The 24,011-nt window shown below is 66.8% G+C and carries 20 protein-coding genes; 12 read left to right on the top strand and 8 right to left on the bottom strand.

Going from position 1 to position 24,011, the window contains the following annotated elements; translation table 11 throughout:
* Positions 1-53 precede the first annotated feature (53 nt).
* Genes bufA1 through LSO07_RS19250 form a run of 3 tightly spaced genes read left to right on the top strand, consistent with a single transcriptional unit; the run spans position 54 to position 3,224 of the window.
* Positions 54-1,565 carry a BufA1 family periplasmic bufferin-type metallophore gene (bufA1, locus tag LSO07_RS19260; protein ID WP_092605669.1) on the top strand — a complete coding sequence of 504 codons (1,512 nt, stop codon included), beginning with the start codon at positions 54-56 and terminating at the stop codon, positions 1,563-1,565.
* Positions 1,565-2,425 carry an MNIO family bufferin maturase gene (bufB, locus tag LSO07_RS19255; protein ID WP_151096308.1) on the top strand — a complete coding sequence of 287 codons (861 nt, stop codon included), beginning with the start codon at positions 1,565-1,567 and terminating at the stop codon, positions 2,423-2,425. Before bufA1 ends, bufB begins: the two co-directional genes overlap by 1 nt.
* Positions 2,415-3,224: an HvfC/BufC N-terminal domain-containing protein gene (locus LSO07_RS19250; protein WP_151096307.1), complete on the top strand. Its 810-nt coding sequence runs from the start codon at positions 2,415-2,417 to the stop codon at positions 3,222-3,224. The genes bufB and LSO07_RS19250 overlap by 11 nt, the downstream gene beginning before the upstream one ends.
* 13 nt (positions 3,225-3,237) lie before the next feature.
* Here LSO07_RS19250 and LSO07_RS19245 read toward each other — a convergent pair whose 3' ends face one another.
* Positions 3,238-3,402 carry a hypothetical protein gene (locus LSO07_RS19245; protein WP_191909727.1) on the bottom strand — a complete coding sequence of 55 codons (165 nt, stop codon included), beginning with the start codon at positions 3,400-3,402 and terminating at the stop codon, positions 3,238-3,240.
* 213 nt (positions 3,403-3,615) lie between these two features.
* On the opposite strand from LSO07_RS19245, the gene LSO07_RS19240 reads away from it, so the two are divergent.
* Positions 3,616-4,521 carry a LysR family transcriptional regulator gene (locus LSO07_RS19240; protein WP_034783938.1) on the top strand — a complete coding sequence of 302 codons (906 nt, stop codon included), beginning with the start codon at positions 3,616-3,618 and terminating at the stop codon, positions 4,519-4,521.
* Positions 4,522-4,540: 19 nt separating this feature from the next.
* On the opposite strand, the gene LSO07_RS19235 is transcribed toward LSO07_RS19240, so the two are convergent.
* The 6 genes from LSO07_RS19235 to LSO07_RS19210 all read right to left on the bottom strand — a co-directional run bounded on the left by LSO07_RS19235 (position 4,541) and on the right by LSO07_RS19210 (position 13,876).
* Positions 4,541-5,986, bottom strand: a complete 1,446-nt coding sequence (locus LSO07_RS19235) for an efflux transporter outer membrane subunit (protein ID WP_191909726.1) — start codon at positions 5,984-5,986, stop codon at positions 4,541-4,543.
* 5 nt (positions 5,987-5,991) lie between these two features.
* Entirely contained in the window at positions 5,992-9,132 is a 3,141-nt protein-coding gene (locus tag LSO07_RS19230) for an efflux RND transporter permease subunit (RefSeq protein WP_151096305.1), read from the bottom strand.
* 9 nt (positions 9,133-9,141) lie between these two features.
* On the bottom strand, positions 9,142-10,284 hold the full coding sequence (locus LSO07_RS19225; RefSeq protein WP_052140251.1) for an efflux RND transporter periplasmic adaptor subunit: 1,143 nt from the start codon (positions 10,282-10,284) through the stop codon (positions 9,142-9,144).
* Positions 10,281-11,750, bottom strand: coding sequence for an MFS transporter (locus tag LSO07_RS19220; protein WP_208672422.1), 1,470 nt, complete (start codon positions 11,748-11,750; stop codon positions 10,281-10,283). The genes LSO07_RS19225 and LSO07_RS19220 overlap by 4 nt, the downstream gene beginning before the upstream one ends.
* Before the next feature lie 121 nt (positions 11,751-11,871).
* Positions 11,872-12,729 (bottom strand): serine O-acetyltransferase, encoded by an 858-nt coding sequence (gene cysE / locus LSO07_RS19215; protein ID WP_151096304.1) that lies wholly within the window; start codon positions 12,727-12,729, stop codon positions 11,872-11,874.
* Positions 12,730-13,018: 289 nt separating this feature from the next.
* Entirely contained in the window at positions 13,019-13,876 is an 858-nt protein-coding gene (locus tag LSO07_RS19210) for an MBL fold metallo-hydrolase (RefSeq protein ID WP_151096303.1), read from the bottom strand.
* A 188-nt stretch (positions 13,877-14,064) separates the two neighbouring features.
* On the opposite strand from LSO07_RS19210, the gene LSO07_RS19205 reads away from it, so the two are divergent.
* Positions 14,065-14,301, top strand: coding sequence for a hypothetical protein (locus LSO07_RS19205; RefSeq protein WP_070257673.1), 237 nt, complete (start codon positions 14,065-14,067; stop codon positions 14,299-14,301).
* A gap of 123 nt (positions 14,302-14,424) precedes the next feature.
* Entirely contained in the window at positions 14,425-14,673 is a 249-nt protein-coding gene (locus LSO07_RS19200; protein ID WP_034783948.1) for a hypothetical protein, read from the top strand.
* A 61-nt stretch (positions 14,674-14,734) separates the two neighbouring features.
* Here the strand turns inward: LSO07_RS19200 and LSO07_RS19195 are convergent, their stop codons facing one another.
* On the bottom strand, positions 14,735-14,992 hold the full coding sequence (locus LSO07_RS19195; RefSeq protein ID WP_151096302.1) for a hypothetical protein: 258 nt from the start codon (positions 14,990-14,992) through the stop codon (positions 14,735-14,737).
* A gap of 50 nt (positions 14,993-15,042) precedes the next feature.
* Here LSO07_RS19195 and prpB point away from each other — a divergent pair, with 50 nt between their 5' ends.
* The 6 genes from prpB (at position 15,043) to LSO07_RS19165 (ending at position 24,003) form a co-directional block, all read left to right on the top strand.
* Positions 15,043-15,930, top strand: a complete 888-nt coding sequence (prpB, locus tag LSO07_RS19190; RefSeq protein WP_034783951.1) for a methylisocitrate lyase — start codon at positions 15,043-15,045, stop codon at positions 15,928-15,930.
* Between the two features lie 69 nt (positions 15,931-15,999).
* Positions 16,000-17,154: a bifunctional 2-methylcitrate synthase/citrate synthase gene (prpC, locus tag LSO07_RS19185; RefSeq protein ID WP_034783952.1), complete on the top strand. Its 1,155-nt coding sequence runs from the start codon at positions 16,000-16,002 to the stop codon at positions 17,152-17,154.
* Positions 17,155-17,165: 11 nt separating this feature from the next.
* On the top strand, positions 17,166-19,760 hold the full coding sequence (gene acnD, locus LSO07_RS19180; RefSeq protein WP_151097777.1) for a Fe/S-dependent 2-methylisocitrate dehydratase AcnD: 2,595 nt from the start codon (positions 17,166-17,168) through the stop codon (positions 19,758-19,760).
* Between the two features lie 116 nt (positions 19,761-19,876).
* Positions 19,877-21,067, top strand: coding sequence for a 2-methylaconitate cis-trans isomerase PrpF (prpF, locus tag LSO07_RS19175; protein WP_151096301.1), 1,191 nt, complete (start codon positions 19,877-19,879; stop codon positions 21,065-21,067).
* A gap of 137 nt (positions 21,068-21,204) precedes the next feature.
* The gene (locus LSO07_RS19170; protein ID WP_151096300.1) at positions 21,205-22,731 is read left to right on the top strand and encodes an MBOAT family O-acyltransferase; all 1,527 of its coding nucleotides are present in this window, start codon (positions 21,205-21,207) and stop codon (positions 22,729-22,731) included.
* 12 nt (positions 22,732-22,743) lie between these two features.
* Positions 22,744-24,003, top strand: coding sequence for a hypothetical protein (locus LSO07_RS19165; protein ID WP_151096299.1), 1,260 nt, complete (start codon positions 22,744-22,746; stop codon positions 24,001-24,003).
* The last annotated feature ends 8 nt before the right edge of the window (positions 24,004-24,011 follow it).

The following is a 24,011-nucleotide window of genomic DNA, read 5'->3' as shown; positions in this document are numbered from 1 at the left end:
GCAGGCGCGCCGCTGGCGGCGCCTGCCGGCATTTTTGAAAAGGAAGCCACCGCATGGTGCAAGTATCAACGACAGGCAAGGCCGCCACGCCGCCAGCGCCAGTGCCGCAGCCGCAGAACCGGCAGGCGCTGGTACAGGCGGCCGTGGCCGCGGCCTGCGCCCTGGCCGTGGCGCTCCCCGCGCCGGCGCAGGCGCCGGAAAAAAAGGCCGCCGCCAAGAGCGAAATCTGCTATGGCGTGGCCAAGGCCGGCCAGAATGAATGCGCCAATACCACCTGCTTCCATTTGTGTTCGGGCATGGCGACCGTCGACCGCGATCCTGGCGAATGGATGACCGTCCCGGCCGGCACCTGCACGGCGCTGGGCGGCAAGGTGGAAGCGGCGCCGCTGGCCTGCCCGGGCGCGGCGCCCGCCAGGACCGGCCCACCGGCCGATGTGGCGGCGGGCGATGCGCTGTACCACGAGGGTGACGCGGCGCGCGCGCTGCCGGCGTGCGCCGCCTGCCATGGCCCCAAGGGCAATGCCGCCGTCGCCGATTATCCGAAGCTGGCCGGGCAGAACCTGGCCTACCTGGATGGCCAGCTGCGCGCCTTCCGCTCGCATGCGCGCGTCAGCCCCCTGATGAACACGGCTGTCGCGCCCCTGACGGATGGCGATATCGCCAACCTGTCCGCCTATTTGTCCAGGCAAAAGCCGGACGCCATCGACCCCAGCCTGACCACTCCCGTGGCCGCCGGCAAGTCGTTCCGCGATTGCGACGGCGCGTGCCCGGAGATGGTGCCGCTGCCGGCCGGGCGCTTCCTCATGGGATCGCCGCCTGGCGAGAGCGGGCGCTTCGGCAATGAAGGCCAGCACCCGGTCGAGATCCTGCAGCCGTTTGCCATCGGCCGCTTCAGCCTGACGTTCGAGCAGTTCGATGCCTGCATCCAGGATGGCGGCTGCGACGGCTACCGGCCGTCAGACGAAGGCTGGGGACGCGGCACGCGCCCGGCCGTCAACGTCAGCTGGAACGATGCGCAAAGCTATCTGCGCTGGCTGTCGAAAAAGAGCGGGGCGCGCTACCGCCTGCCCACCGAGGCCGAGTGGGAGTATGCGGCGCGCGCAGGCACCGTCACGGCGCGCTGGTGGGGCGAGGACATCACGCGCGGCGACGCCAAGTACGGCCCCGACGACTGCCCGCAGCAGAAGCATTGCGGCGGCGTCGTCTCCGGTTCGGGCAACTGGCCCACCACGGCGCCCGTGGGCAGCTACGCGCCCAATCCGGCAGGGCTGTACGACGTGCTGGGCAATGTGTGGCAGTGGACGGCCGATTGCTGGCACAGCGACTACGAAGGCGCGCCGAAAGATGGCCGCGTGTGGGATGAAGCGGCTTGCAAGAAGCGCGTGGCGCGCGGCGCCTCCTGGACCGACACGCCGAACTTCGTGCGCGCGGCCACCCGCCTGGGCCTGGGCGCGGAAGGGCGGCGCGGCTGGATCGGCCTGCGCGTGGTGCGCGAGATGGACGCGGCGCCCGGCACGGCGGCCAAGGGCGGCGCGGCGCCGGCGGGCACGCGCGGCTTGCCCTGATGCGCGACGTGGCGCAGGCCGCGCCCCTGGTGGGCATTGGCCTGCGCGGCGCGCATTACCGCGACATGCTGGCGCGGCGCCAGCCCGTGGACTGGCTCGAGGTCCACAGCGAGAACTACCTGGCCGAAGGCGGCTGGGACCTGCACGTGCTCGAGACGCTGCGCGCCGATTATCCCGTTTCGTTGCATGGCGTCGGCATGGGTCTCGGCTCGGTGCACGGCTTTTCGCGCGCGCACGTGGAGCGCATCGAGCGCCTGGCCGCGCGCATCGAGCCGATGCTGGTGTCCGAGCACCTGTGCTGGGGCGCCACCGGCGAGGCGATGCTCAACGACTTGCTGCCGCTGCCGCTGAACGGTGCCAGCCTGGAACTGGTTTGCCGGCGCGTCGACCTGGTGCAGGAGGTACTTGGCCGTCGCATCCTGCTGGAGAACGTCTCGACCTATCTGCGCTTTCCCGGCGACAGCTGGGGCGAGACGGAGTTCCTCGCCCGTGTGGCGCGCCGTACCGGCTGCGGCGTGCTGCTGGACATCAATAACCTGTATGTCAATCAATGCAACCACGGCGAGGATGCCCTGGCCGCGATGGCGGCGCTGGCGCCGGGCCTGGTCGGCGAATTGCATCTGGCCGGCCACTGCGAAGACGGCGGCCTGCTGGTCGACCACCACGGCGCGCCCGTGGCCGCTGCCGTGTGGGAACTGTACCGCGCCGCCTTGCGCCGCTACGGTCCGCTGCCCACCCTGGTCGAATGGGATACCAACTTGCCGCCCTTTGCCACCTTGCTCGACGAAGTGGCCCGCGCGCGGGCGCTTGCCGGCGAGGTGCTCGCGCCGGCGGGCCTGGCGGCGTGCGATGACGCTTGAGGAGCTGGCGCGCCTGCAGGCCGCGTTCGGCGCGCAGATCAGCGCGCAGACGCCGGATGCCTGCGCGCTGGCGTCGTGGCTGGACACCGATGCGCGCAGCGCCAGCGCCCTGGCGCGCTATGGCCAGGCGCTGCGCCAGCATCACGCGCGCTCGCTGGAGCTCGTATATCCGGTGCTGCACGCGCTGGGCGGCGCCTCCTGGTTCCTGGCCATGGCGCATGCCTACGGCGATGCGCATCCGTCACGCAGCGCCGACCTGGCCCGTTTCGGCGCCAGCCTGCCGGTGTTTCTTGCCGCCTGGCCGCCGGCCGCCGCGCATGGCTATTTTGCCGACGTGGCGCGCCTGGAGTGGCTGCTGCATGAAGCCCATGGCGCGCCCGATGCCGCTGCGCTGACGTTGCGCGACGTGCAGGCGGCCGGGGCGGGCCAGGTCGATGCCTGGCAGCTGGCGCTGCATCCGGCGGCCGTGCCGTACCGTTCGCCCTGGCGCGCGGCGGCGATCTGGCTGGCGCACGACGCCGCGGCGCGGCATGCCATGCCGCCTGATGCACGGGGCGAGACGCTGGCACTCGTGTACCGCCACGGCTGGACGGCGCAGGTGCGCGAGATCGACGCGGTGGAAGCGGCGGCGCTGGACGTGCTGGCTGGCGGGTCCACCCTGGGCGCTGCGCTGGCGGCGGCGCAGCAGGCGCACCTGAAGGGCAACGGCTGCACGCCGTTCGCGCCTGCGCCCTTGCTGCTGCGCTGGCTGGCCGATGGCTTGCTGGTGCAGGTGAGTGATGGCGGGCGCGCGTGCTGACCCAAAGGCGTGCCTACAATGGCCAGCCGCAGGTGCCCCAGCCGGTGGCGTCCAGAGGATAGGCATCGGCCGGCGCGGCCGCAGCCTTGCCTTCGCTGCCGTCTTGCTCCTGCTCCTGGAGCGGCGCTTCGCTGGCCGGCGCAAGGAAGCGCGCGGCCCAGGACAGCAGGCGGCTCACCGGGTGCTCCCCGGCATCGATGCCACTGCGTGGTAAATGGTGCGGAAGGCTGGGGCGGATGAAGGAGCAAGAATGGCTGGCATGTCGTTGTCGATCAAAGTGGCGATGCAGCCATCGTAGCGCCGCGCCGGGCGCGCCGGAAGGCGTGTGGCGCGCAATGTATCCATGCGTCTGGCGCCATGGCGCCGGCAAATCATGCTAAGGTAAGAAACTATGTCGATACCCGATCTGAACCTGTTAATCACCCTCGATGTCCTGCTTGCCGAAGGCAGCGTCACGCGCGCCGCGCGGCGCTTGCGCCTGAGTCCATCGGCCATGAGCCGCGCCCTGGCGCGCCTGCGCGAGACGACCGGCGATCCGCTGCTGGTGCGCGCCGGGCGTGAACTGGTGCCCACGCCGCGCGCGCTGGAGCTGCGCGAACGGGTGGGCCAGCTGGTGGGCGAGGCGCTGGCCGTGCTGGGACCGGCGCAGCGGCTCGATCCGCGCCAGCTGGAGCAGACCTTCACGCTGCGTTCGAGCGACGGTTTCGTGGAAAATTTCGGTCCTGCGCTGCTTGCGCATATCGGCGCGCAGGCGCCCGGCGTGCGCCTGCGTTTCGTGCAAAAGGTCGACCGTGAAAGCGTGCAGCTGCGCGAGGGCAGCATCGACCTGGAGACGGGCGTGATAGGAAATTTCACCAGCCCGGAAGTGCGCACGCGCAGGCTGTTCGGCGACCGTTTCGTGGGCGTGGTGCGCAGCGGCCATGCGCTGGCCCAGGGCGAGATCAGCGCCGAGCGCTATGCGGCCGGCCAGCATGTGCTGGTGGCGCGGCGCGACCAGGATACGGGACCGATGGACGACGCGCTGGCGGCGCTGGGACTGCAGCGCACGATCGCCAGCATCGTCGGAGGCTTCACGGCGGCGCTGGCGCTGGCCGCCGGTTCCGACCTGATCGCCACCGTGCCGGAACGGCATACGGGCAATCTGCGCGCCGGCATGTTCAGCTTTGCGCTGCCGCTGCGCATGCCGGATCTGACCGTCTCCCTGATGTGGCATCCACGCATGGACGCCGACCCCGCCCACCGCTGGCTGCGCGGCTGCGTGGTCGACGCCTGCGCCGGCCAGTCAGGCGCCGCCTGACGCCGCCGGCAGCGTCATCCTAGCGCGTCACAGGCCCGTCGAAGCCGCCCGCCATGGCCGTGTAGCCACGGGCCGTGGCAATGGCCACGTCGCGGTGGGCCGTCACCAGCTGCTCCTGCGTGGCCAGCGCAATACGTTCCGCTTCGAGCACGCCGAGCAGGCTTTCCGCGCCTTCCTGGTAGCGCACCCTTGCCAGGCGGGCGCTCTCCTGTGCCAGCTGGTGCGCCTCGCGCAGTTCCGCGTGGCGGCTGCGCAGCTGTACCCATTGCGCGATGGCGCTGTCGGTTTCCTCCAGTGCCAGCGCCAGCGCCTTGTCGAAGCCGGCCTGCGCGGCCAGCACTTCGGCGCCGGCTGCGCGCGCGCGGGCGCGGCGCGTGCCGCCATCGAACAGCGGCAGGGAAAAGGCGGCGCCCGCATGCCAGCGCGCCGCATCGCCGCCATTCCAGTCGCCGGCCACGCCGGAGGCGCCGAACAGCGCGCCCAGGCTGATGCGCGGGAAGCGCTCGGCGATGGCGGCGCCTTCGCGGGCGCTGGCCGCCGCCAGCGCCCGTTCGGCCGCGCGCACGTCGGGCCGGCGCAGCAGCAAATGGGCCGGTTCGTCCGTCAGCAAGGATTGCGGCAGCGCCAGCGGCATCGGCTGGTCGAGCGCCGCCAGTTCCGGCGCATCGAGGCGCTGTCCCGTGAGGGTGGCCAGCCGGTTGCGCGCCACGCGCTCATCAAAGTTCAGGCTGGGCAGGCGGGCACTGGCCAGGCGCATCTGCGCCTCGGCGCGCATGCGTTCGGCCGGCGCGGCGCGGCCCGCGTTCTCCCGCTCGCGCACCAGCCGCAAGGTGCCGGACTGGTTCGATAATTGCTCCTGCAGGCTGGCGCGCATCTGCTGCGCGCCGCGCAGCACCAGGTAGGCATCGACCACCTGCGCCAGGATCAGGCGCCGCACGTCGTCGCGCACGGCGGCGCGCTCGTCCGCCGAAGCCTCGGCCGCGGCGATGCTGTGGCGCACGCGGCCGAACAGGTCGAGCTCCCAGCTGAAGACGGCGTTCCACTGCACCGGCGAGGCGATGTGCGGCTGGCCATCGCTGCTCTCGATCGTCGCCAGGCGCGCGCGCCCGGCCTGGGCATCAAGATCTACCGCCGGCAGGCGGGCGCCGCGCGCCGCTTGCGCGAACTCGCTGGCGCTGGCCAGGCGCGCGGTGGCGATGCGCACGTCGTAATTGTCTTGCCAGGCGCGCTTGACCAGCTGCTCCAGCCTGGCATCGCCCAGCTCTTGCCACCACAGCGCGGGCGGCGCGCCGGCCTGCAGCTCCGGCGCGCCGGCGGCCGAGGGCAGGACCGGCAGCTGCGCCGTGTCGAGCGCCCGCGTGGCCGTGGCCGTGGGCGTGCCGACGCTGCAGCCTGCCAGGGCCAGCATGGCGGCCGCCAGCAGCGGCGCGGCGTGGCGCGTGTTCAAGTGAGTCATGCGGCTCATGCGGCTCATGCGGCTTCTCCCAGCGCGACCGTGCGCGTGGCAGGCGCCGTGCGGCGTCTGCTCAGCAAAGTGAAAAACAAGGGTGTAAACAACAGGCCCGACAAGGTCACGCCCAGCATGCCGGCGAAGACGGCCGTGCCCATCGACTGGCGCATTTCCGCGCCCGCACCGGAAGACAGCATCAGCGGTATCGCGCCCAGCAAGAAAGCCAGTGAGGTCATCAGGATGGGCCGCAGACGCGTGCGGGCGGCAGCGATGGCCGCTTCACGCGCATCGGCGCCGGCCGCCATCGCCTGGCGCGCGAATTCGACGATCAGGATGGCATTCTTGGCAGCCAGACCGATCAGCACCACGATGCTGATCTGCGTCAGCACGTTGTTGTCCAGGCCGCGCCACGATACCCCGATCAGCGTGGCCAGCACGCAGCTGGGTACGATCAGCACGACGGACAGGGGCAGCAGCCAGCTTTCAAACAGGGCCGCCAGCAGCAGGTACACCAGCAGCACGGCCAGGCCCAGCACCATGCCGGTGCTGCCGCCCGCGTGTTTTTCCTGCAGCGCCAGTTCCGTCCACTCGTAGTCGAAGCCGGCCGGCAGGCGCGCCTTGAGCAGCTCTTCCATCGCGGCGATGGTTTGCCCCGTCGAGTAGCCAGGCTTGGTGCTGCCCTGGATTTCGGCGGCGGGATACAGGTTGTAGCGCGGCACGCGGAACGGCGCCGTGCCTTCGCTGAAGGTGGCCACGCTGCCCAGCGGCACCATGTCGCCGTTGGCGGCGCGTGTCTTCAGCGCGGCCAGGTCGGCCACACTGCGCCGGTAGGGCGCGTCCGCCTGCGCGGTCACCCGCCAGACCCGGCCCATCAGATTCATGTCGTTGACGAACACGGGCGCCATGTAGCTTTGCAGGGTCTCGTTGACGCGCAGCAGCGGCACGCCCAGGTACTCGGCCTTGGTGCGGTCCAGTTCAACCTTGATCTGCGGGCTCATGGCGTTGAACGGCGTGAAGGCGCCCATCACCGAGGGCAGTTTCCCCGCTTCCTCGGCGATGCCGCGCGCGGCCGCCTGCAACGCTTGCGGTCCCAGGCCGCCCGTGTCTCGCAGCATCAGCTTGAAGCCGCCGCCGGTGCCGATGCCGGGCACGGAAGGCGGGGGTATCACCATCACGCGCGCCGCGCTGATGGGCGCCAGCCTGGCGCGCATGGCGCCCAGCATGGCCGGGCCGTCCAGGCCATCGCTGGCGCGCGCGCCGAAGTCCTTGAACATGGTGAAGATGACGGCCGTGTTGGGCGCCGAGGTAAACGTGGCGCCGTCGGTGCCGACGAAGGCGGCCGTGTGGGCCACGCCGGGGTGGCTCATCAGGCGGGCCGTGGCGTCCTGCACCACTTCGCTGGTGCGCGCCAGGGTCGAGCCGGCCGGCAGCTGGATCGAGACGATGGCATAGCCGCGGTCCAGCTGCGGCACGAAGCCGCGCGGCGTCACGTCCAGGCGCCACAGGGTCAGGCCCGCCAGCACCAGATACACGGGCAGCATCAGCCAGCGCCGCGAGAGTATGCGCCCGGTCAGTTGCACATAGCCGCCTGTCAGGCGGGAAAAACCGCGGTTGAAGATGGTCATCCAGCGCGCGCCCAGGCTGTTGGCATCGTGCTGCGGCTTGAGCAGCAGCGCGGCCAGGGCCGGCGACAGCGTCAGCGAAACCAGCGCCGAGATCACGGTGGAGGCGGCGATGGTGACGGCGAACTGGCGGTAGAACATGCCGGAGATGCCATCGATGAAGGCCGTCGGCACGAACACCGCCACCAGCACCAGCGCGATGGCGACCAGGGCGAAGCCCACCTCGTTCATGCTGCGCTGCGCCGCGGCGACGGGGCTCATGCCTTCCTCCATGTGGCGCTCGACGTTTTCCACCACCACGATGGCGTCATCGACGACGATGCCGATCGCCAGCACCAGGCCGAACAGCGACAGGGTATTCAGGGTATAGCCCATCGCGGCAAGCACCGTGAAGGTGCCGACCAGGGACACGGGAATGGCCAGGATGGGAATGATGGCGGCGCGCCACGAGCCGAGAAACAGCAGCATGGCCAGGCACACCAGCAGTGCCGCCTCGAAGATGGTGTCGCGCACCTTGTCGATCGAGGAGCGGATGAATTCGGTCGGGTTGTAGTAGGCGTGGTAGGCGACGTCCTGCGGGAAATCGGCTTCCATCTTCGCCAGCTGGGCCAGCACGCGGTCGCCCGTGGCCAGCGCGTTCGAGCCGGGTAGCAGGCTGATGCCCAGCGCGATGGCCGTGCGGTTGTCGACAAAGCCGCTTTCCGTGTAATCCTGCGCGCCCATCTCGACGCGCGCCACGTCGCGCAGGCGCACCACGCCGCCATCGGCATGCGCGGCCACGACGATCGCTTCGAATTCGGCCACGTCGCGCAAGCGGCTTTGCGCCTGCACCTGCACCTGGTAGGCACCGTCGCTGCCGCCCGGCGGCTGGTTCAATACCCCGGCGGCGACCTGCGAGTTGGCTTGCCGCACGGCGGCGATCACTTCCGGCGCCGTCAGGCCCAGCGAGGCCACGCGCGCCGGATCGAGCCAGATGCGCATCGAGAAGTCGCGCGCGCCGCGCGTGTAGATGTCGCCGACGCCTTCAACGCGGGCCAGCTTGTCCTTGATGGCGGTGCCGATGAAGTTGGAGATGTACTGCTGGTCGCGCGTGCCTTTCGGCGAATCGAACAGCACCACCATCAGCAGGTCGGGCGAGGCCTTCTTGACGGCCAGCCCCAGCCGGCGCACGGCTTCGGGCAGGCGCGCTTCGGCTACCGCCACGCGGTTCTGCACCAGCGACTGGGCCTGCTCGACGTTGGTGCCCGGCTTGAACACCACGCTTATGGTCAGCTTGCCGTCGCCCACCGATTGCGAGGACATGTAGAGCATGCCGTCGACGCCATTGATTTCCTGTTCGATCGGCGCGGCGACGGTATCGGCGATTTCCTGCGCCGAGGCGCCCGGGTAGTTGGCCTTCACCGTGACCGTGGGCGGCACGATCTCGGGAAACTCCGAGATCGGCAGGCGCATGGCCGACACCGCGCCCACCAGCGTGATCAGGATAGACAGCACGATGGCAAACACGGGACGGCGGATGAAAAATTGGGAAAAACGCATGGTCTCTCCTTATGCGCCGTTGGCGCGGGGAGTCGCCACCAGCACCTGGTCGCCCGGCCGCACCTTGGCCGCGCCGGAGACGATGACCCTGTCCTGCGGCGTGAGGCCGGAGAGCACGATCTGCTTGTCGCCCTGCAGGCCGCCCAGTTCCAGCTTGCGCGGCGCCACCTTACCCGCCGCGTCCACGACGAACACCATCTTTTTGTTCTGGTCGCTGAGGATGGCGGCGTCGGGCACCAGCAGGCGCTCTTGCGCCGCGCCGACGGGAATGCGCACGCGCGCAAAGCTGCCCGGCATGACGGCGCGGTCGGCGTTGGCCAGGCTGGCGCGCAGGCGCACCGTGCCCGAGCGGGCGCTGATCTCGTTGTCGACAAAGTCGACGGTGGCATCCTGGGCGGGGCCGCCGCCATCGAGCGCCAGCTGCACCTTGCCCGGCAGCTTGCTTTGCTGGCGCAGGCGCTGGAAATCCGCTTCCGACAGGTCGACCATGGCGCGCACGGGGCTGTGCGCAACGATGGTGGTCAGCACGCCGCTCTGCGCCGCGCCGCCGGCCACGTAGTTGCCGACATCGACGCGGCGGTCCGACACCGTGCCGGCGATGGGAGCGCGCATGGTGGTGAAGGACAGCTCCAGTTCGGCGCTGCGCAATTCCGCCTTGCTCAGCATGACGGCCGCCTGCGCGCCTTCCAGCTCGCCGCGCGCCCGTTCCAGTTCCTCGGTGCTGGCCGCGCCCGTTTGCTGCAGCCGGCTGCTGCGCTCGAACTGGGCCGTTGCCAGCTTGCTGCGCGCATTGGCCTGGGCCAGGCTGGCCTGGGCGCGGTCGCGCGCCGCCGCGAAGGGACGCGGGTCGATGACGAACAGCGCATCGCCGGCCTTGACCTGCTGGCCATCGCGAAAGGCGATCTGTTGCAGATAGCCCGACACGCGCGAGCGAACTTCCACGCGCTGCGACGGCTCGATGCGGCCCGTGTAGTCGAGGGTCGCCTGCACCATCGACGTTTCCGGCAGGGCCACGGAAACGGTGGGCTTGGGCGGCGGGCCGCCAGGCGCGGCCTGGGAACGGCCGCAGCCGGACAAGGTGGCGCTGCAGGCCAGGGCCAGCAGCAGTAACAGCGGGACGGGCAGGGACGGGATCGGACGGGGGCGCATCATGCGGGGTCTCCAGAAGGCGTAGGGGGCTTGGCCAGGGCGCGGCCGAGCGCGAAAATGGCCAGCGCGGCGAGTATCAGCGCGCTGGCGACGGCAAAGGTGGCGTGCATGCCACGGATCATGGCGGCTGGCTGGGCGCTGGCGATATCGCTGGCGCTGGCAAAAAAAGCGAAGATGGCGCCCATCACGGAGGCGCCCGTGACGAGGCCCAGATTGCGCGACAGATTGAGCATGCCGGAGATGAGGCCGCGCTGGTCGGGAACGATGTCGCCCATCACGGCGGTATTGTTGGCTGCCTGGAATAGCGCGTAGCTGGCCGTGAGCAGCATGATCGGCGCGACGTAGCCGGGGATGCCCAGGCTGGCGGGCAGCAGGGACAGCGCCAGGCAGGCAGCGGTCGCGCCGCACAGGCCCGCGCCGCCCATGCGCTGCGCGCCGTAGCGGTCCACCAGCCAGCCGGACGGCACGCCGCAGAACGCCGCCACCAGCGGTCCGGCCGCCAGCACCATGCCGGTGACGGCCGTGCCAAGGCCCAGGCCGCGCGCCAGGTAGAAGGGGCCGACCACCAGGGTGGACATCATGACCGTCGACACCAGCATGCTGGTCGCCAGGCCGGCGCTGAGCACGGGCGCGCGCAGCATGGCCAGGCGTATCAGCGGCGCCGGCGCCTTCAGTTCCACATACACGAACAGGGCGCCGCCCACGCAGGCTGCCAGCAGCAGCGCCACGTTGCGCATGCCGAAATGGCCGCGGCCCAGGGTCATGGCCAGCGCATAGGCGGCCAGGGTCAACGCCAGCAGCAGCGTGCCGCGGTGGTCGAAGACGGGACGCCTGGCGTGCGCGCCGCGCTGGTCGGCCGGCAGGAAGCGCCATGCCATCAGCAGCGCCACGCCGGCCAGCGGCACGTTGACGAGGAAAATGGCTTGCCAGCCGAACTGCGCGATCAGCAGGCCGCCCAGTGCGGGACCGAGCGTGGTGCCGACGGCCGACATGGTGCCGAGCAGGCCCATGGCGCTGCCCGTCTGCGCCTTGGGCACGGTGCTGCCGACAAAGGCCATGGTCAGGGCCATCATGACGGAAGCGCCGAGGCCCTGCAGGGCGCGCGCGGCGACCAGCAGCCACAGGGTGGGTGCCAGGGCGCACAGGATGGAGGCGACGGCAAACAGCGCGATGCCTGCCAGCAGCAGGCGGCGCCGGCCGATCATGTCGCCGAGGCGGCCCACGCTGACGATCAGCGCGGTGATGGCCAGCAGGTAGGCCAGCACGATCCATTGCACATCCTGGAACGGCGCATGCAGGGCCTTGGCCATGTCGGGCAGGCCCACGTTGGCGATGCTGGTGCCCAGCGCGGGCAGCAGCATCGACAGGGACAGGCTGGCAAGCGCGCCGCGCACGGGCATCGTGGCGGTAGCGGCCGGGGCGGCCTGCTGGCTGGGTGAGGGTGGTACGGGTTTTGACGGCGAATTCATAAGGTGGTTGATCCATCCATTAACGGTCATTACATGGTACTGAGGGATTTGGTATGGCGGAAGACGCACAATTTGCACTTTGTTATTGCGTTTGACGCCATGTCTGGTGCGCCGGGCAGCGCTACAGCATCTGGTCCATCTCGAAGGCCGGCAGGCTGTCGGCCTGGTGGTAGCGGACGATGCGCCCGGGAATGCCTGCCACGGTGCAATGCGCGGGCACGTCGCGCAGGACCACGCTGCCGGCGGCCACCTTGCTCATGGCGCCGATCTCGATGTTGCCGAGGATTTTGGCGCCCGCACCCAGCATCACGCCCGAACGGATCTTCGGGTGGCGGTCGCCATGCTCCTTGCCGGTGCCGCCGAGGGTGACGTTCTGCAGGATGGAGACGTTGTCGTCGACCACGGCCGTTTCGCCGATGACGATGCCGCTGCCGTGATCGAGCATGATGCCCGCGCCGATGCGCGCGGCCGGATGGATGTCGATGCCGAAGACGCTGGCCGCGTGGCTGGACAGGGCAAAGGCGGCCTCGCTGCGGCCCGCCGTCCACAGATGGTGCGCCATGCGGTAGGTCTGCAGCGCATGAAAGCCCTTCAGGTTCAGCAGCGCGTGCAGGCCGTCGGGACAGGCCGGATCGCGCTGCGCGATGGCCGCCAGGTCGGCCGTGATGCTGGCCAGGATGCGCGGCTGCGTGCTTAAAATGTCCTCGAACAGGGGGCGCAGCACGGCCGGGCGCATGTCGCGCGCGCCCAGGCGGTGCGCGAGGACGGCGGCGAGCAGTCCGGCGGGGCTGTCGTGCGGCAGAATCAGCTCGTCGAGCATGGGCCGCAGCAAGGGTTCGCGCGCGGCGAGCCGCAGCGCCAGTTCGCGTACCTGCTCCCAGGTGCAGTCCACGCTGGCGGGCTGGCAGGCTGCGGCGGCGTCAATGCGGCGCAGGGGCGGCGCGGGCGGCAGGGGGCTGGCGTATGTCAAGTAAGTCATCGTGGCGCCTGTCCAGGCAAAGGAAGGAAAAGTGGAGCGCCTGGCAACAACGCCGGCGCCGGCTGGCAAGTGCCCAGGGCCCCGGAAGGCCGGGCTGCGCGGATTGCGGGTACACGATAAGCCGCCGCAGGGGGCGAAGCAAATCGTAAATACTGAGCGCGCGGCTCACGATTCCTGATGCTTGGGGAGGGTGTGGCAGGGGCGCATGCCGCGCCGGCGCTCGGGCAGGCGGCGCCAGGGGGCGGTGCGATGCGGCGGGAAGGAGGGGGCGCAGCGTGGCCCCGCGAAATTACAGCGCGTTGAGTGGAATCTTCAGGTAGCGCACGCCGTTGTCTTCCGGCTCGGGCAGCTTGCCCGCATTGATGTTGACCTGGATGGCGGGCAGGATCAGTGTCGGCATGTCGAGGGTGGCGTCGCGGCTGGTGCGCATGGCCACGAACTGCTCTTCCGTGATGCCGTCGCGCAAGTGGATGTTGCCGGCGCGCTGCTCGGCCACCGTCACTTCCCAGCGCGCCTCGCGGCCGTTGGGCGGGTAGTCGTGGCACATGAACAGTCGCGTCTGCGGCGGCAGCGCCAGCAATCGCTGCGCGGAACGGTACAGCAGGGCAGCGGAACCGCCGGGAAAGTCGCAGCGGGCCGAGCCCACGTCCGGCATGAACAGGGTGTCGCCGACAAACACGGCGTCGCCGATCTGGTACGCCAGGTCGGCCGGCGTATGGCCGGGCACGTGCAGGGCGCGTACTTCCAGCTTGCCGATATGAAAGACCTGGTCGGGCGCGAACAGCTGGTCGAACTGCGAGCCGTCGGCCCTGGCGTCATCCTGGTGGTAGACGGCCGCGAACGCCTGCTGCACCGTCTGGATGGCGGCGCCGATGGCCACGTCGCCGCCCAGCTGCTGCTGCAGATAGGGCGCGGCGGAAAGATGATCGGCGTGCGCGTGGGTTTCCAGCAGCCAGCGGCATTGCAAACCGTGTTCGTGCACGAAGGCGATCACCTTGTCGGCCGAGGAGGTGGACGTGCGCCCCGCCTTGGGGTCGTAGTCGAGCACGGAATCGATGATGGCGCAGTCCCGGCCATCGGCCTCGTACACAACATAGGTGACGGTGGCGGTGGCGGGGTCGAAGAAAGCTTGGATTTGTGGAGTCATCACGGCGGCAAGGGGCGGGCAAGGGAGGGACAGGGAATGGCATTATATCGCCAGAGTTCGCCCAAAAAATGTTGAAAATCGACATTTAACATGCGAAAAACAGATAAGCGGGCGCGCATGCGCCTGGCACAGTCGTGCGCACCCTGGCGCTTGCAGCATGGTAACCTCATTCTTACAAGGAGGAATTCATGAACGATATCACTGCACGCAGCGAACAATACCGCGGTTTTACGATTTCGGTGACCCCGCAAAAGGATAACGACGATTTATGGGATTTCACCTACCGCCTGCAGCGCGAAGGCGAACCCGAGGCGCAGGCGATCACGCGCAGCCGCACCCTGGGCGGCTACGCGGCCCCGGAAACGGCTTGCACGGCTGGCCTGGAAGTGGCCAGGACGGAAGTGGATAATCTGCTGCGCCCTTGAGCCGGCGTAAATCGTTTAGCCCGAAAGTGAGCCTGACTACGGCTGGCGCGTGAAACACATCGCTGCCAGTCGCGCTTCATGCTACGATTTCCACTATTGAGTCAGTCACGAAGGAGGCACCCCATGGATAGCAGTTCTAAAATTCACTATAAAGGCTGGGAAATCGTTCCCCTGGCCGTGCCCACCACCGACGGCAAATGGTCGGCCAGTTGCGATATCGAGCGCGCCACCGCGGAAGGCCTGGAAGTGTTTGAAGGCTCGACCATGCAATTCGTGCGCGACGACGAGGAGGGCGCCATTGCCGCCGCCTGCGAAGAAGCCGTGCGCCAGATCGACAACATCATCGCCAACCCGCTGGTGCGGCTGGCCTAGTTTGCCTTCGCACTATCTGTCGCAGTCCCTGTATTACTCAGCCGGCGCCCGCCGGCTGTTTTTATTGCGCGTCTTGCCTGCCTTGGCCTTCATCCCCGCTGTTCTCCTGTTTGTTGCATGTTTCATGATATGTTTCAAAATGGATAGTATGAAACATATTTGAAACATCCTTGACGCCAAACGTGACATCGCTGCTCCGCTGTGTAACAGCGCACGATGCGCGGCCCATGGCCGTCTTGCCCGCATTTTCACTCTGCCGCAGATGGTGTCTCCCCTGGCCGGCAGGTCCTGGCACGGCATTTGCAATACTGATGCTCATAGCCACTCCGTGAAACATTCGGGACCATCCGAAACCCATAAGGTGAACACATGACTCAATACTCCGCAGGTGCCGCATTCCGCAAGGCCGTCCAGGAAGAATCCCCGTTGCAAGTCGTCGGCGCCATCAACGCCAACCACGCCTTGCTGGCCAAGCGCGCCGGTTACAAGGCCATTTACCTGTCTGGCGGCGGTGTCGCGGCCGGCTCGCTGGGCTTGCCCGACCTGGGCATTTCCAGCCTGGATGACGTGCTGACCGATATCCGCCGCATCACCGACGTGTGCGACCTGCCGCTGCTGGTCGACGCCGACACGGGTTTCGGTTCGTCCGCCTTCAACGTGGCGCGCACCGTGAAATCGATGATCAAGTTTGGCGCGGCGGGCCTGCACATCGAAGACCAGGTGGGCGCCAAGCGCTGCGGCCACCGTCCGGGCAAGGAAATCGTCAGCAAGGAAGAAATGGTCGACCGCATCAAGGCGGCCGTCGATGCGCGCACGGACCCGAATTTCGTCATCATGGCGCGCACCGATGCGCTGGCCGTCGATGGCCTGGAAGCGGCGCTCGAGCGCGCTGTCGCCTGCGTCGAAGCGGGCGCCGACATGATCTTCCCGGAAGCCATCACGGACCTGGACATGTACGCCACGTTCGCCAAGGCCGTCAACGTACCGATCCTGGCCAACATCACGGAATTCGGATCCACGCCGCTGTTCACGCTGGACGAATTGCGCAGCGCCCACGTGGGCCTGGCCCTGTATCCGCTGTCGGCCTTCCGCGCCATGAACAAGGCGGCGGAAAACGTCTACCAGGCGCTGCGCCGCGATGGCACGCAAAAGAACGTGGTCGACACCATGCAGACGCGCATGGAACTGTATGAATCGATCAATTACCATGATTTCGAGCAAAAGCTCGACGCGCTGTTCGCCGCGCAAAAGAAATAAACAGAAGCAGGGGCCGCATGCCGGCCCCGCAGTGACGCAACCGAGACTAGTCAATTTTTGGAGAAATCAATGAACGCACCGCAAGCCGCCACTTTCAAGCCTAAAAAATCCGTCGCCCTGTCCGGCGTCACCGCCGGCAACACGGCGCTGTGCTCGGTCGGCAAGACCGGCAACGATTTGCACTACCGCGGCTATGACATCCTGGACGTGGCCGACAGCTGCGAGTTCGAGGAAATCGCCTACCTGCTGGTGCACGGCAAGCTGCCCACCAGCGCCGAACTGAAAGGCTACAAGGCCAAACTGAAATCCTTGCGCGGCCTGCCGTCCGCCGTCAAAGCCGCGCTGGAAGCCTTGCCCGCCGCCGCCCACCCGATGGACGTGATGCGCACGGGCGTGTCCGTGCTGGGCTGCACCTTGCCGGAAAAAGACGACCATAACGCGCCAGGCGCGCGCGACATCGCCGACCGCCTGATGGCGTCGTTCGGCTCCATGCTGCTGTACTGGTACCACTATAGCCATAACGGCAAGCGCATCGAAGTGGAAACGGACGACGACTCGATCGGCGGCCACTTCCTGCACCTGCTGCATGGCGAAAAACCGTCGGCGTCGTGGGAAAAAGCCATGCATACGTCGCTGATCCTGTACGCGGAACACGAATTCAACGCTTCGACCTTTACCAGCCGCGTGATCGCCGGCACGGGTTCGGACATCCACTCGGCCATCACGGGCGCCATCGGCGCGCTGCGCGGCCCGAAACACGGCGGCGCGAACGAAGTGGCGCTGGAGATCCAGAAACGCTACGACAACGCCGACGAAGCGGAAGCGGATATCCGCGAGCGCGTGGCCAACAAGGAAGTGGTGATCGGCTTCGGCCACCCCGTCTACACGATCTCCGACCCGCGCAACGTCGTCATCAAGGAAGTGGCGCGCAATCTGTCGCTGGAAGCCGGTTCCACGAAAATGTTCGACATCGCCGAGCGCCTGGAATCGGTCATGTGGGAAATCAAGAACATGTTCCCCAACCTGGACTGGTTCTCGGCCGTGTCGTACCACATGATGGGCGTGCCGACGGCGATGTTTACGCCGCTGTTCGTCATCTCGCGCACCTCGGGCTGGGCCGCGCACATCATCGAGCAGCGCATCGACAACAAGATCATCCGCCCGAGCGCCAACTACGTGGGCCCGGAAGACCTGGAATTCGTGCCGATCAAGGACCGCAAATAATGAGCATCAAGATGAATACCTTGCACCGCAAATCCTTGCCGGGCACCCAGCTAGACTACTTCGATACGCGCGCCGCCGTCGATGCGATCCAGCCAGGCGCCTACGCAACCTTGCCCTATACCTCGCGCGTACTGGCCGAAAACCTCGTGCGCCGCTGCGACCCGGCCACCCTGGACGCTTCGCTGAGCCAGTTCATCGAACGCCGCCGCGACCTCGATTTCCCCTGGTTCCCGGCCCGCGTCGTCTGCCATGACATCCTGGGCCAGACGGCCCTGGTCGACCTGGCCGGCTTGCGCGACGCCATCGCGGCCCAGGGCGGCGACCCGGCGCTGGTCAATCCGGTGGTCCCCACGCAGCTGGTGGTCGACCATTCACTGGCCGTCGAATGCGGCGGTTTCGACCCGGACGCCTTCGCCAAGAACCGCGCCATCGAAGACCGCCGCAACGAAGACCGTTTCGACTTCATCGACTGGACGAAAAAAGCGTTCAAGAACGTCGACGTGATCCCTCCGGGCAACGGCATCCTGCACCAGATTAACCTCGAGCGCATGTCGCCCGTGATCCAGGTGCAGGACGGCGTGGCCTATCCCGACACCCTGGTGGGCACGGATTCGCACACGCCCATGGTCGATGCGCTGGGCGTGATCGCCATCGGCGTGGGCGGCCTGGAAGCGGAAAGCGTGATGCTGGGCCGCGCCTCGTGGATGCGCCTGCCCGACATCATCGGCGTCAAGCTGACGGGCAAGCCGCAGCCGGGCATCACGGCCACGGACACGGTGCTGGCGCTGACGGAATTCCTGCGCAAGCAGAAGGTCGTCTCGTCCTACCTGGAATTCTTTGGCGAAGGCGCTTCGCACCTGACCCTGGGCGACCGCGCCACGATTTCCAACATGGCGCCGGAATTCGGCGCCACGGCCGCCATGTTCTACATCGACGCGCAAACCATCAAATATCTGAAACTGACGGGCCGCGACGACGAACTGGTGAAGCTGGTGGAACTGTATGCCAAAGAGACGGGCCTGTGGGCCGACAGCCTGGTGGACGCGCAGTATGAGCGCGTGTTGACGTTCGACCTGTCGTCCGTCGTGCGCAATATCGCCGGTCCGTCGAATCCGCACAACCGCGTGCCGACGTCGGAACTGGCCGCGCGCGGGATTTCCGGCGTGGTGGAAGACGAACCGGGCAAGATGCCGGACGGCGCCGTCATCATCGCCGCGATTACCAGCTGCACCAACACGAACAATCCGCGCAACATGATCGCGGCCGGTCTGATCGCGCGCAATGCGAACCGCCTCGGCTTGACGCGCAAGCCGTGGGTGAAATCGTCGCTGGCGCCCGGCTCGAAAACCGTGGAACTGTACCTGCAGGAAGCGGGCCTGATGCCGGAACTCGAAACAATGGGCTTCGGTGTGGTGGCTTTCGCCTGCACCTCGTGCAACGGCATGTCGGGCGCGCTCGACCCCGTGATCCAGGATGAAGTGGTGTCGCGCGACCTGTACGCCACGGCCGTCTTGTCGGGCAACCGCAACTTCGACGGCCGCATCCACCCATATGCGAAGCAGGCTTTCCTCGCTTCGCCGCCGCTGGTGGTGGCCTACGCAATCGCCGGCACCATCCGCTTCGATATCGAAAAGGATGTGCTGGGCCATGATGCGGACGGCAAGGCTATCCTGCTGAAGGATATCTGGCCGTCCGACGAGGAAATCGACGCCATCGTCGCTTCCAGCGTCAAGCCGGAGCAGTTCCGCAAGGTGTATATCCCCATGTTCGCCAAGCAGGCGGACGACGGCATCAAGGTCAGCCCCCTGTACGACTGGCGTCCGCAGACGACGTATATCCGCCGTCCGCCATACTGGGAAGGCGCGCTGGCTGGCGCTCGCCCATTGAAAGGCATGCGTCCCCTGGCCGTTTTGGGCGACAACATCACGACCGACCACTTGTCGCCATCGAACGCCATCATGCTCGATAGCGCGGCCGGCGAGTACCTGGCGAAGATGGGCTTGCCGGAGGAAGACTTCAATTCCTACGCCACGCACCGGGGCGACCATCTGACGGCGCAGCGCGCCACGTTTGCCAACCCGACCCTGAAGAACGAAATGGTCATCGAGGACGGTAAAGTCAAGGCGGGTTCGCTCACGCGCATCGAGCCGGAAGGCACGATTTCACGCATGTGGGAAGCCATCGAGGTGTACATGGAGCGCAAGCAGCCATTGATCATCATTGCCGGCGCCGACTACGGCCAGGGTTCTTCGCGCGACTGGGCCGCCAAGGGCGTGCGCCTGGCCGGCGTGGAAGCCATCGTGGCTGAAGGCTTCGAGCGCATCCACCGCACCAACCTGGTGGGCATGGGCGTGCTGCCGCTGGAATTCCTCCCTGGCGTGAACCGCAAGACCCTGGGCCTGGACGGCAGTGAAACCTACGACGTCGCCGGCGAGCGCACGCCGCGCTCCACCTTGACCTTGTTGATCCATCGCAAGAACGGCGAAACGGTGGAAGTGCCCGTCACCTGCCGCCTCGACACGGCGGAAGAGGTGTCGATCTACGAGGCCGGCGGCGTCTTGCAGCGCTTTGCGCAGGACTTTTTGGAGTCCTCAAAAGCCGCGTAAACGGGTAGGTCGGATTAGCGAAGCGTAATCCGACAATATTTGTGAAAAACCCGCCAACAATGTGTCGGATTACGCGTGGCGATGCCACGCTAATCCGGCCTACTTTCGGACAGACCATGACTCACATCCCCCAAATCAAGATTCCCGCCACCTACATGCGCGGCGGCACCAGCAAGGGCGTGTTCTTCCGCCTGCAGGATCTGCCCGCCAGCGCGCAAGTGCCGGGCGCGGCGCGCGATGCGCTGCTGCTGCGCGTCATCGGCAGTCCCGACCCGTACGGCAAGCAGATCGACGGCATGGGCGGCGCCACGTCGAGTACCAGCAAGACGGTGATCCTGGCAAAAAGTAGCAAGCCGGAGCACGACGTCGACTACCTGTTCGGCCAGGTCTCCATCGACAAGCCTTTTGTCGACTGGAGCGGCAATTGCGGTAACCTGTCGGCCGCCGTCGGCTCGTTCGCCATCGCCAGCGGACTGGTGGACGCCGCCCGCGTGCCGCAAGACGGCATGGCCACGGTGCGCATCTGGCAAGCCAATATCGGCAAGACCATCATCGCCCATGTCCCCATGACACATGGCGAAGTACAGGAAACGGGCGACTTCGAACTCGATGGCGTGACTTTTCCGGCCGCCGAAGTAAAACTGGAATTCCTCGATCCGGCCGCGGAGGAAGAGGGGGGCGGTGGCGCCATGTTCCCTACTGGCAACCTCGTCGATGACCTCGACGTGCCCGGCATCGGCAGCCTGAAAGTCACGATGATCAACGCCGGCATCCCGACGATCTTTGTCGACGCGGACGCCATCGGCTACACGGGCACGGAACTGCAGGACGCCATCAATGGCGACCCTGCCGCGCTGGCCCGTTTCGAGACCATCCGCGCGCATGGGGCGCTGCGCATGGGCCTTATCGCGCATCTCGACGAGGCGGCGAAACGCCAGCACACGCCGAAGGTGGCGTTTGTCGCCAAGCCGGCCGGCTATGTCTCGTCCAGCGGCAAGCAGGTGGACGCGGGCGATATCGACCTGCTGGTGCGCGCCATGTCCATGGGCAAGCTGCACCACGCCATGATGGGCACGGCCGCTGTCGCCATCGGCACGGCGGCAGCCATCCCCGGTACCCTGGTCAACCTGGCGGCGGGAGGCGGCGAAAAAACCAGCGTGCGCTTCGGCCATCCGTCCGGCACCCTGATGGTGGGCGCGGAAGCGGCGCTGGCCGATGGCGCATGGAGCGTCACCAAGGCCATCATGAGCCGCAGTGCGCGCGTGCTGATGGAAGGGTTCGTGCGCATTCCCGGCGACGCGTTTTAAGGCCAAGCAGGCAGATGCGCATGCAGATCAGTTGATATTTCTGCTAGCAAAGAAACCGAGCGACAAGGAAAATGGGGGAGCGCCGGCCGCGATGCGCATGCGGTGATGACCTCCCATTCTTCCCGACGGGTGAACCGATGCTATTCAACTCTTACGTCTTCCTGTTTGCGTATCTGCCCATCACGGTGGCCGGATTTTTCATCCTGGGACGGCGCAGCCAGTTGTGGGCTGCGGCCTGGCTGGCGGCGGCGTCCCTGTTTTTCTACGCGTACTGGGATTACCGCTATCTGCCATTGCTGGTCGGCTCCGTCGTCTTCAACTATGGCTGTGCGGCCTGGCTGGGCGCCAGCGCGGGAGCGCGCCGCAAGTGGATACTGGCCGCCGCGATCGCCGCCAACCTGGGCCTGCTCGCCTACTACAAGTATGCGGGCTTCTTCGTGTCCAGCCTGGCGCAATTGCTGGCGCAGCCGCTGCCCGCCCTGCACGTGGTGCTGCCTATCGGGATCTCGTTCTTTACGTTTACCCAGATCGCCTTCCTGGTCGATACCTACCAGGGCAAGGCGCAGGAAAGCCGCTTTGTCCATTATCTGCTGTTCGTTACCTATTTCCCCCATCTGATTGCCGGTCCCGTATTGCATCACAAGGAAATGATGCCGCAGTTCGCAGACAAGCGCACCTTCCGGCTCTCGGCCAGCAATATCGCCATCGGCAGCACGATTTTTTTCATCGGCCTGGCCAAGAAGGTGCTGATTGCCGATAATATCGGCCCGTATGCGGCGCCGCTGTTCGACAGCCCTGCGGCGCCATCCCTGCTGATCGCCTGGGGCGGGGTGCTGGCGTATGCGTTCCAGCTGTATTTTGATTTCTCCGGCTATTCCGACATGGCCATCGGCTTGTCGCGCCTGTTCGGCGTACGCCTGCCGCTCAATTTCGCTTCGCCCTACAAGGCGCGCAATATTGCGCAATTCTGGCGCCGCTGGCATATGACCCTGTCGCGCTTCCTGCGTGATTACCTGTATATCCCCCTTGGCGGCAATCGCTGCGGCCCGCTGCGGCGCCATCTCAATCTGATGGTCACCATGGTGCTGGGCGGCCTGTGGCATGGCGCTGGCTGGAACTTCATCGCATGGGGTGCTCTGCATGGCGCCTACCTGGCTATCCACAAGGGCTGGAGCACATTTGCGCGTCAATTCCACCTGCCGTCCGATACGCGGGTTGGGAATGTCCTGACGACGATCCTCACTTTCATCGCCGTCTGCGTTGCATGGGTCTTCTTTCGCGCGCCGGACATGCCGGTGGCCTTGACGATATTAAAAGGCATGGCGGGCGGCTTTGGCCTGGCCTTGCCCGATGCGCTGGCGTCCCATTGGCAGTCCTTGCAGCCCGCGCTGGCAGCCATGGGCATGGACTTTTACCTGGGCGGCGGCACGCTCTTCATCGAAACATGGACGTGGATAGCGGTTGCGGCGCTGATTACCTTCGCCATGCCGAATACGCAGCAGATCATGCGTCGTTTCGAGCCCGCGCTGGACTTCCAGGCAAGTGGGCGGCACCTGCTCACCTGGCGCGCCTCGCCCGCGTGGGCGGCGGCCATCGCGCTGCTGGCGCTGGCGAGCATGCTGGCCCTGAACCGTCCCGCCGAATTTCTGTATTTTCAATTCTAGGGGGAGCGAACCATGACGGCATCCCCATTCAAATCCTATCTGGCCATCCTGGCGCTGGCGCTGACGGGTGGCGCCCTGCTGCTTGTCGCCTTCGTGATCATTGTCGATCCCTACGGCCTGTATGGCGTCGTCCGGCGCGACAATTTCAATGCCGTCAAGCCGGGCTTGAGCCGCTACCAGAGCCAGATCAAGCAGGAACATGCGCTGCGCAGGCGGCCGCAATTCATCATCCTGGGTAACTCGCGCGCGGAGATCGGCTTCGATCCGCGCGCCAGTGCCTTGTCCGCGCTGGGCACAGGCTATAACCTGGCGATTCCCGGCACTGGCCTGGCCACGTCCGCCAGCCAGTTCGCGCAATTGCGCCAGGCTGGCATCCGGCCGCGCACGGTCATCGCGGGCATGGAATTCATCGATTTTCTCAATCCGGCCGTCGCATCCGCCGCGCGCCCGGCGGCGGCTACTGCGCCACCCGCGCATGGCCGCATATTTTGGCGCTTTGATGCGCTCTTTTCGCTGGCTTCCGTCAAGGATGCCGTGCATACGCTGCGCATCCAGCATGATGGCGAGGCGGCCACCTTGTCGGCAGACGGTTTCAATCCCTTGCTGGAGTATGGCGCCCATGTGCGCCGCGATGGCTACCACAAGATGTTTACCCAGCGGGCGCGGGAAAGTGCCGCCAGTTTGCGCCGGAAATCGACGCACGGCTTTGCCACCGAAGACTTTCTAGTCCTGCGTGCCTTTTTGCTGGCGATGGCGGCCACGCAAGCCGACATCAAGCTGGTGATCTATCCCTATCACGCGCAACTGCTGGCCATGTTTGAAGCTGCCGGTTTGTGGCCCCTCTTCGATGAATGGAAAGACCAGCTGGTGCTGGCAATTGGCGAGGTCAGGGCGCGGTACCCGGACGCACGTATTTCCCTGACTGATTTCAGCGGCTATGGCGCATACAACTGCGAGCCGATTCCCGCCGCGAATGAAAGGGAGAGGGCCACGCGCTGGTACTGGGAAGCGGGGCATTTCAAGAAGGCGCTGGGCGACATCGTGCTGCAGCGCCTGATGTCGCCACGGGAAAATGCGCCTGGCGAGGGACAGTTTGGCATGCCGCTCGATGGTGCCCGCCTGGAGGAAAACCGCGCGCGGATCGCGCAAGAGCGCAGCAGTTGCGCGGCGGCGCAACCGGCATTGTTTTCAAGTCAGCTGTTCGCTATGCAGGGCAGTCATTTTGGAGGACGCACACAAACACAAACAAGCGCAACATATACGAACAAATAACACCACAG

It is taken from the genome of Janthinobacterium sp. PLB04, from assembly GCF_021165895.1.
In the GTDB taxonomy this organism is placed as follows: Bacteria; Pseudomonadota; Gammaproteobacteria; order Burkholderiales; family Burkholderiaceae_D; genus Janthinobacterium; species Janthinobacterium lividum.
This window is presented reverse-complemented; position numbering and strand designations above follow the sequence as displayed.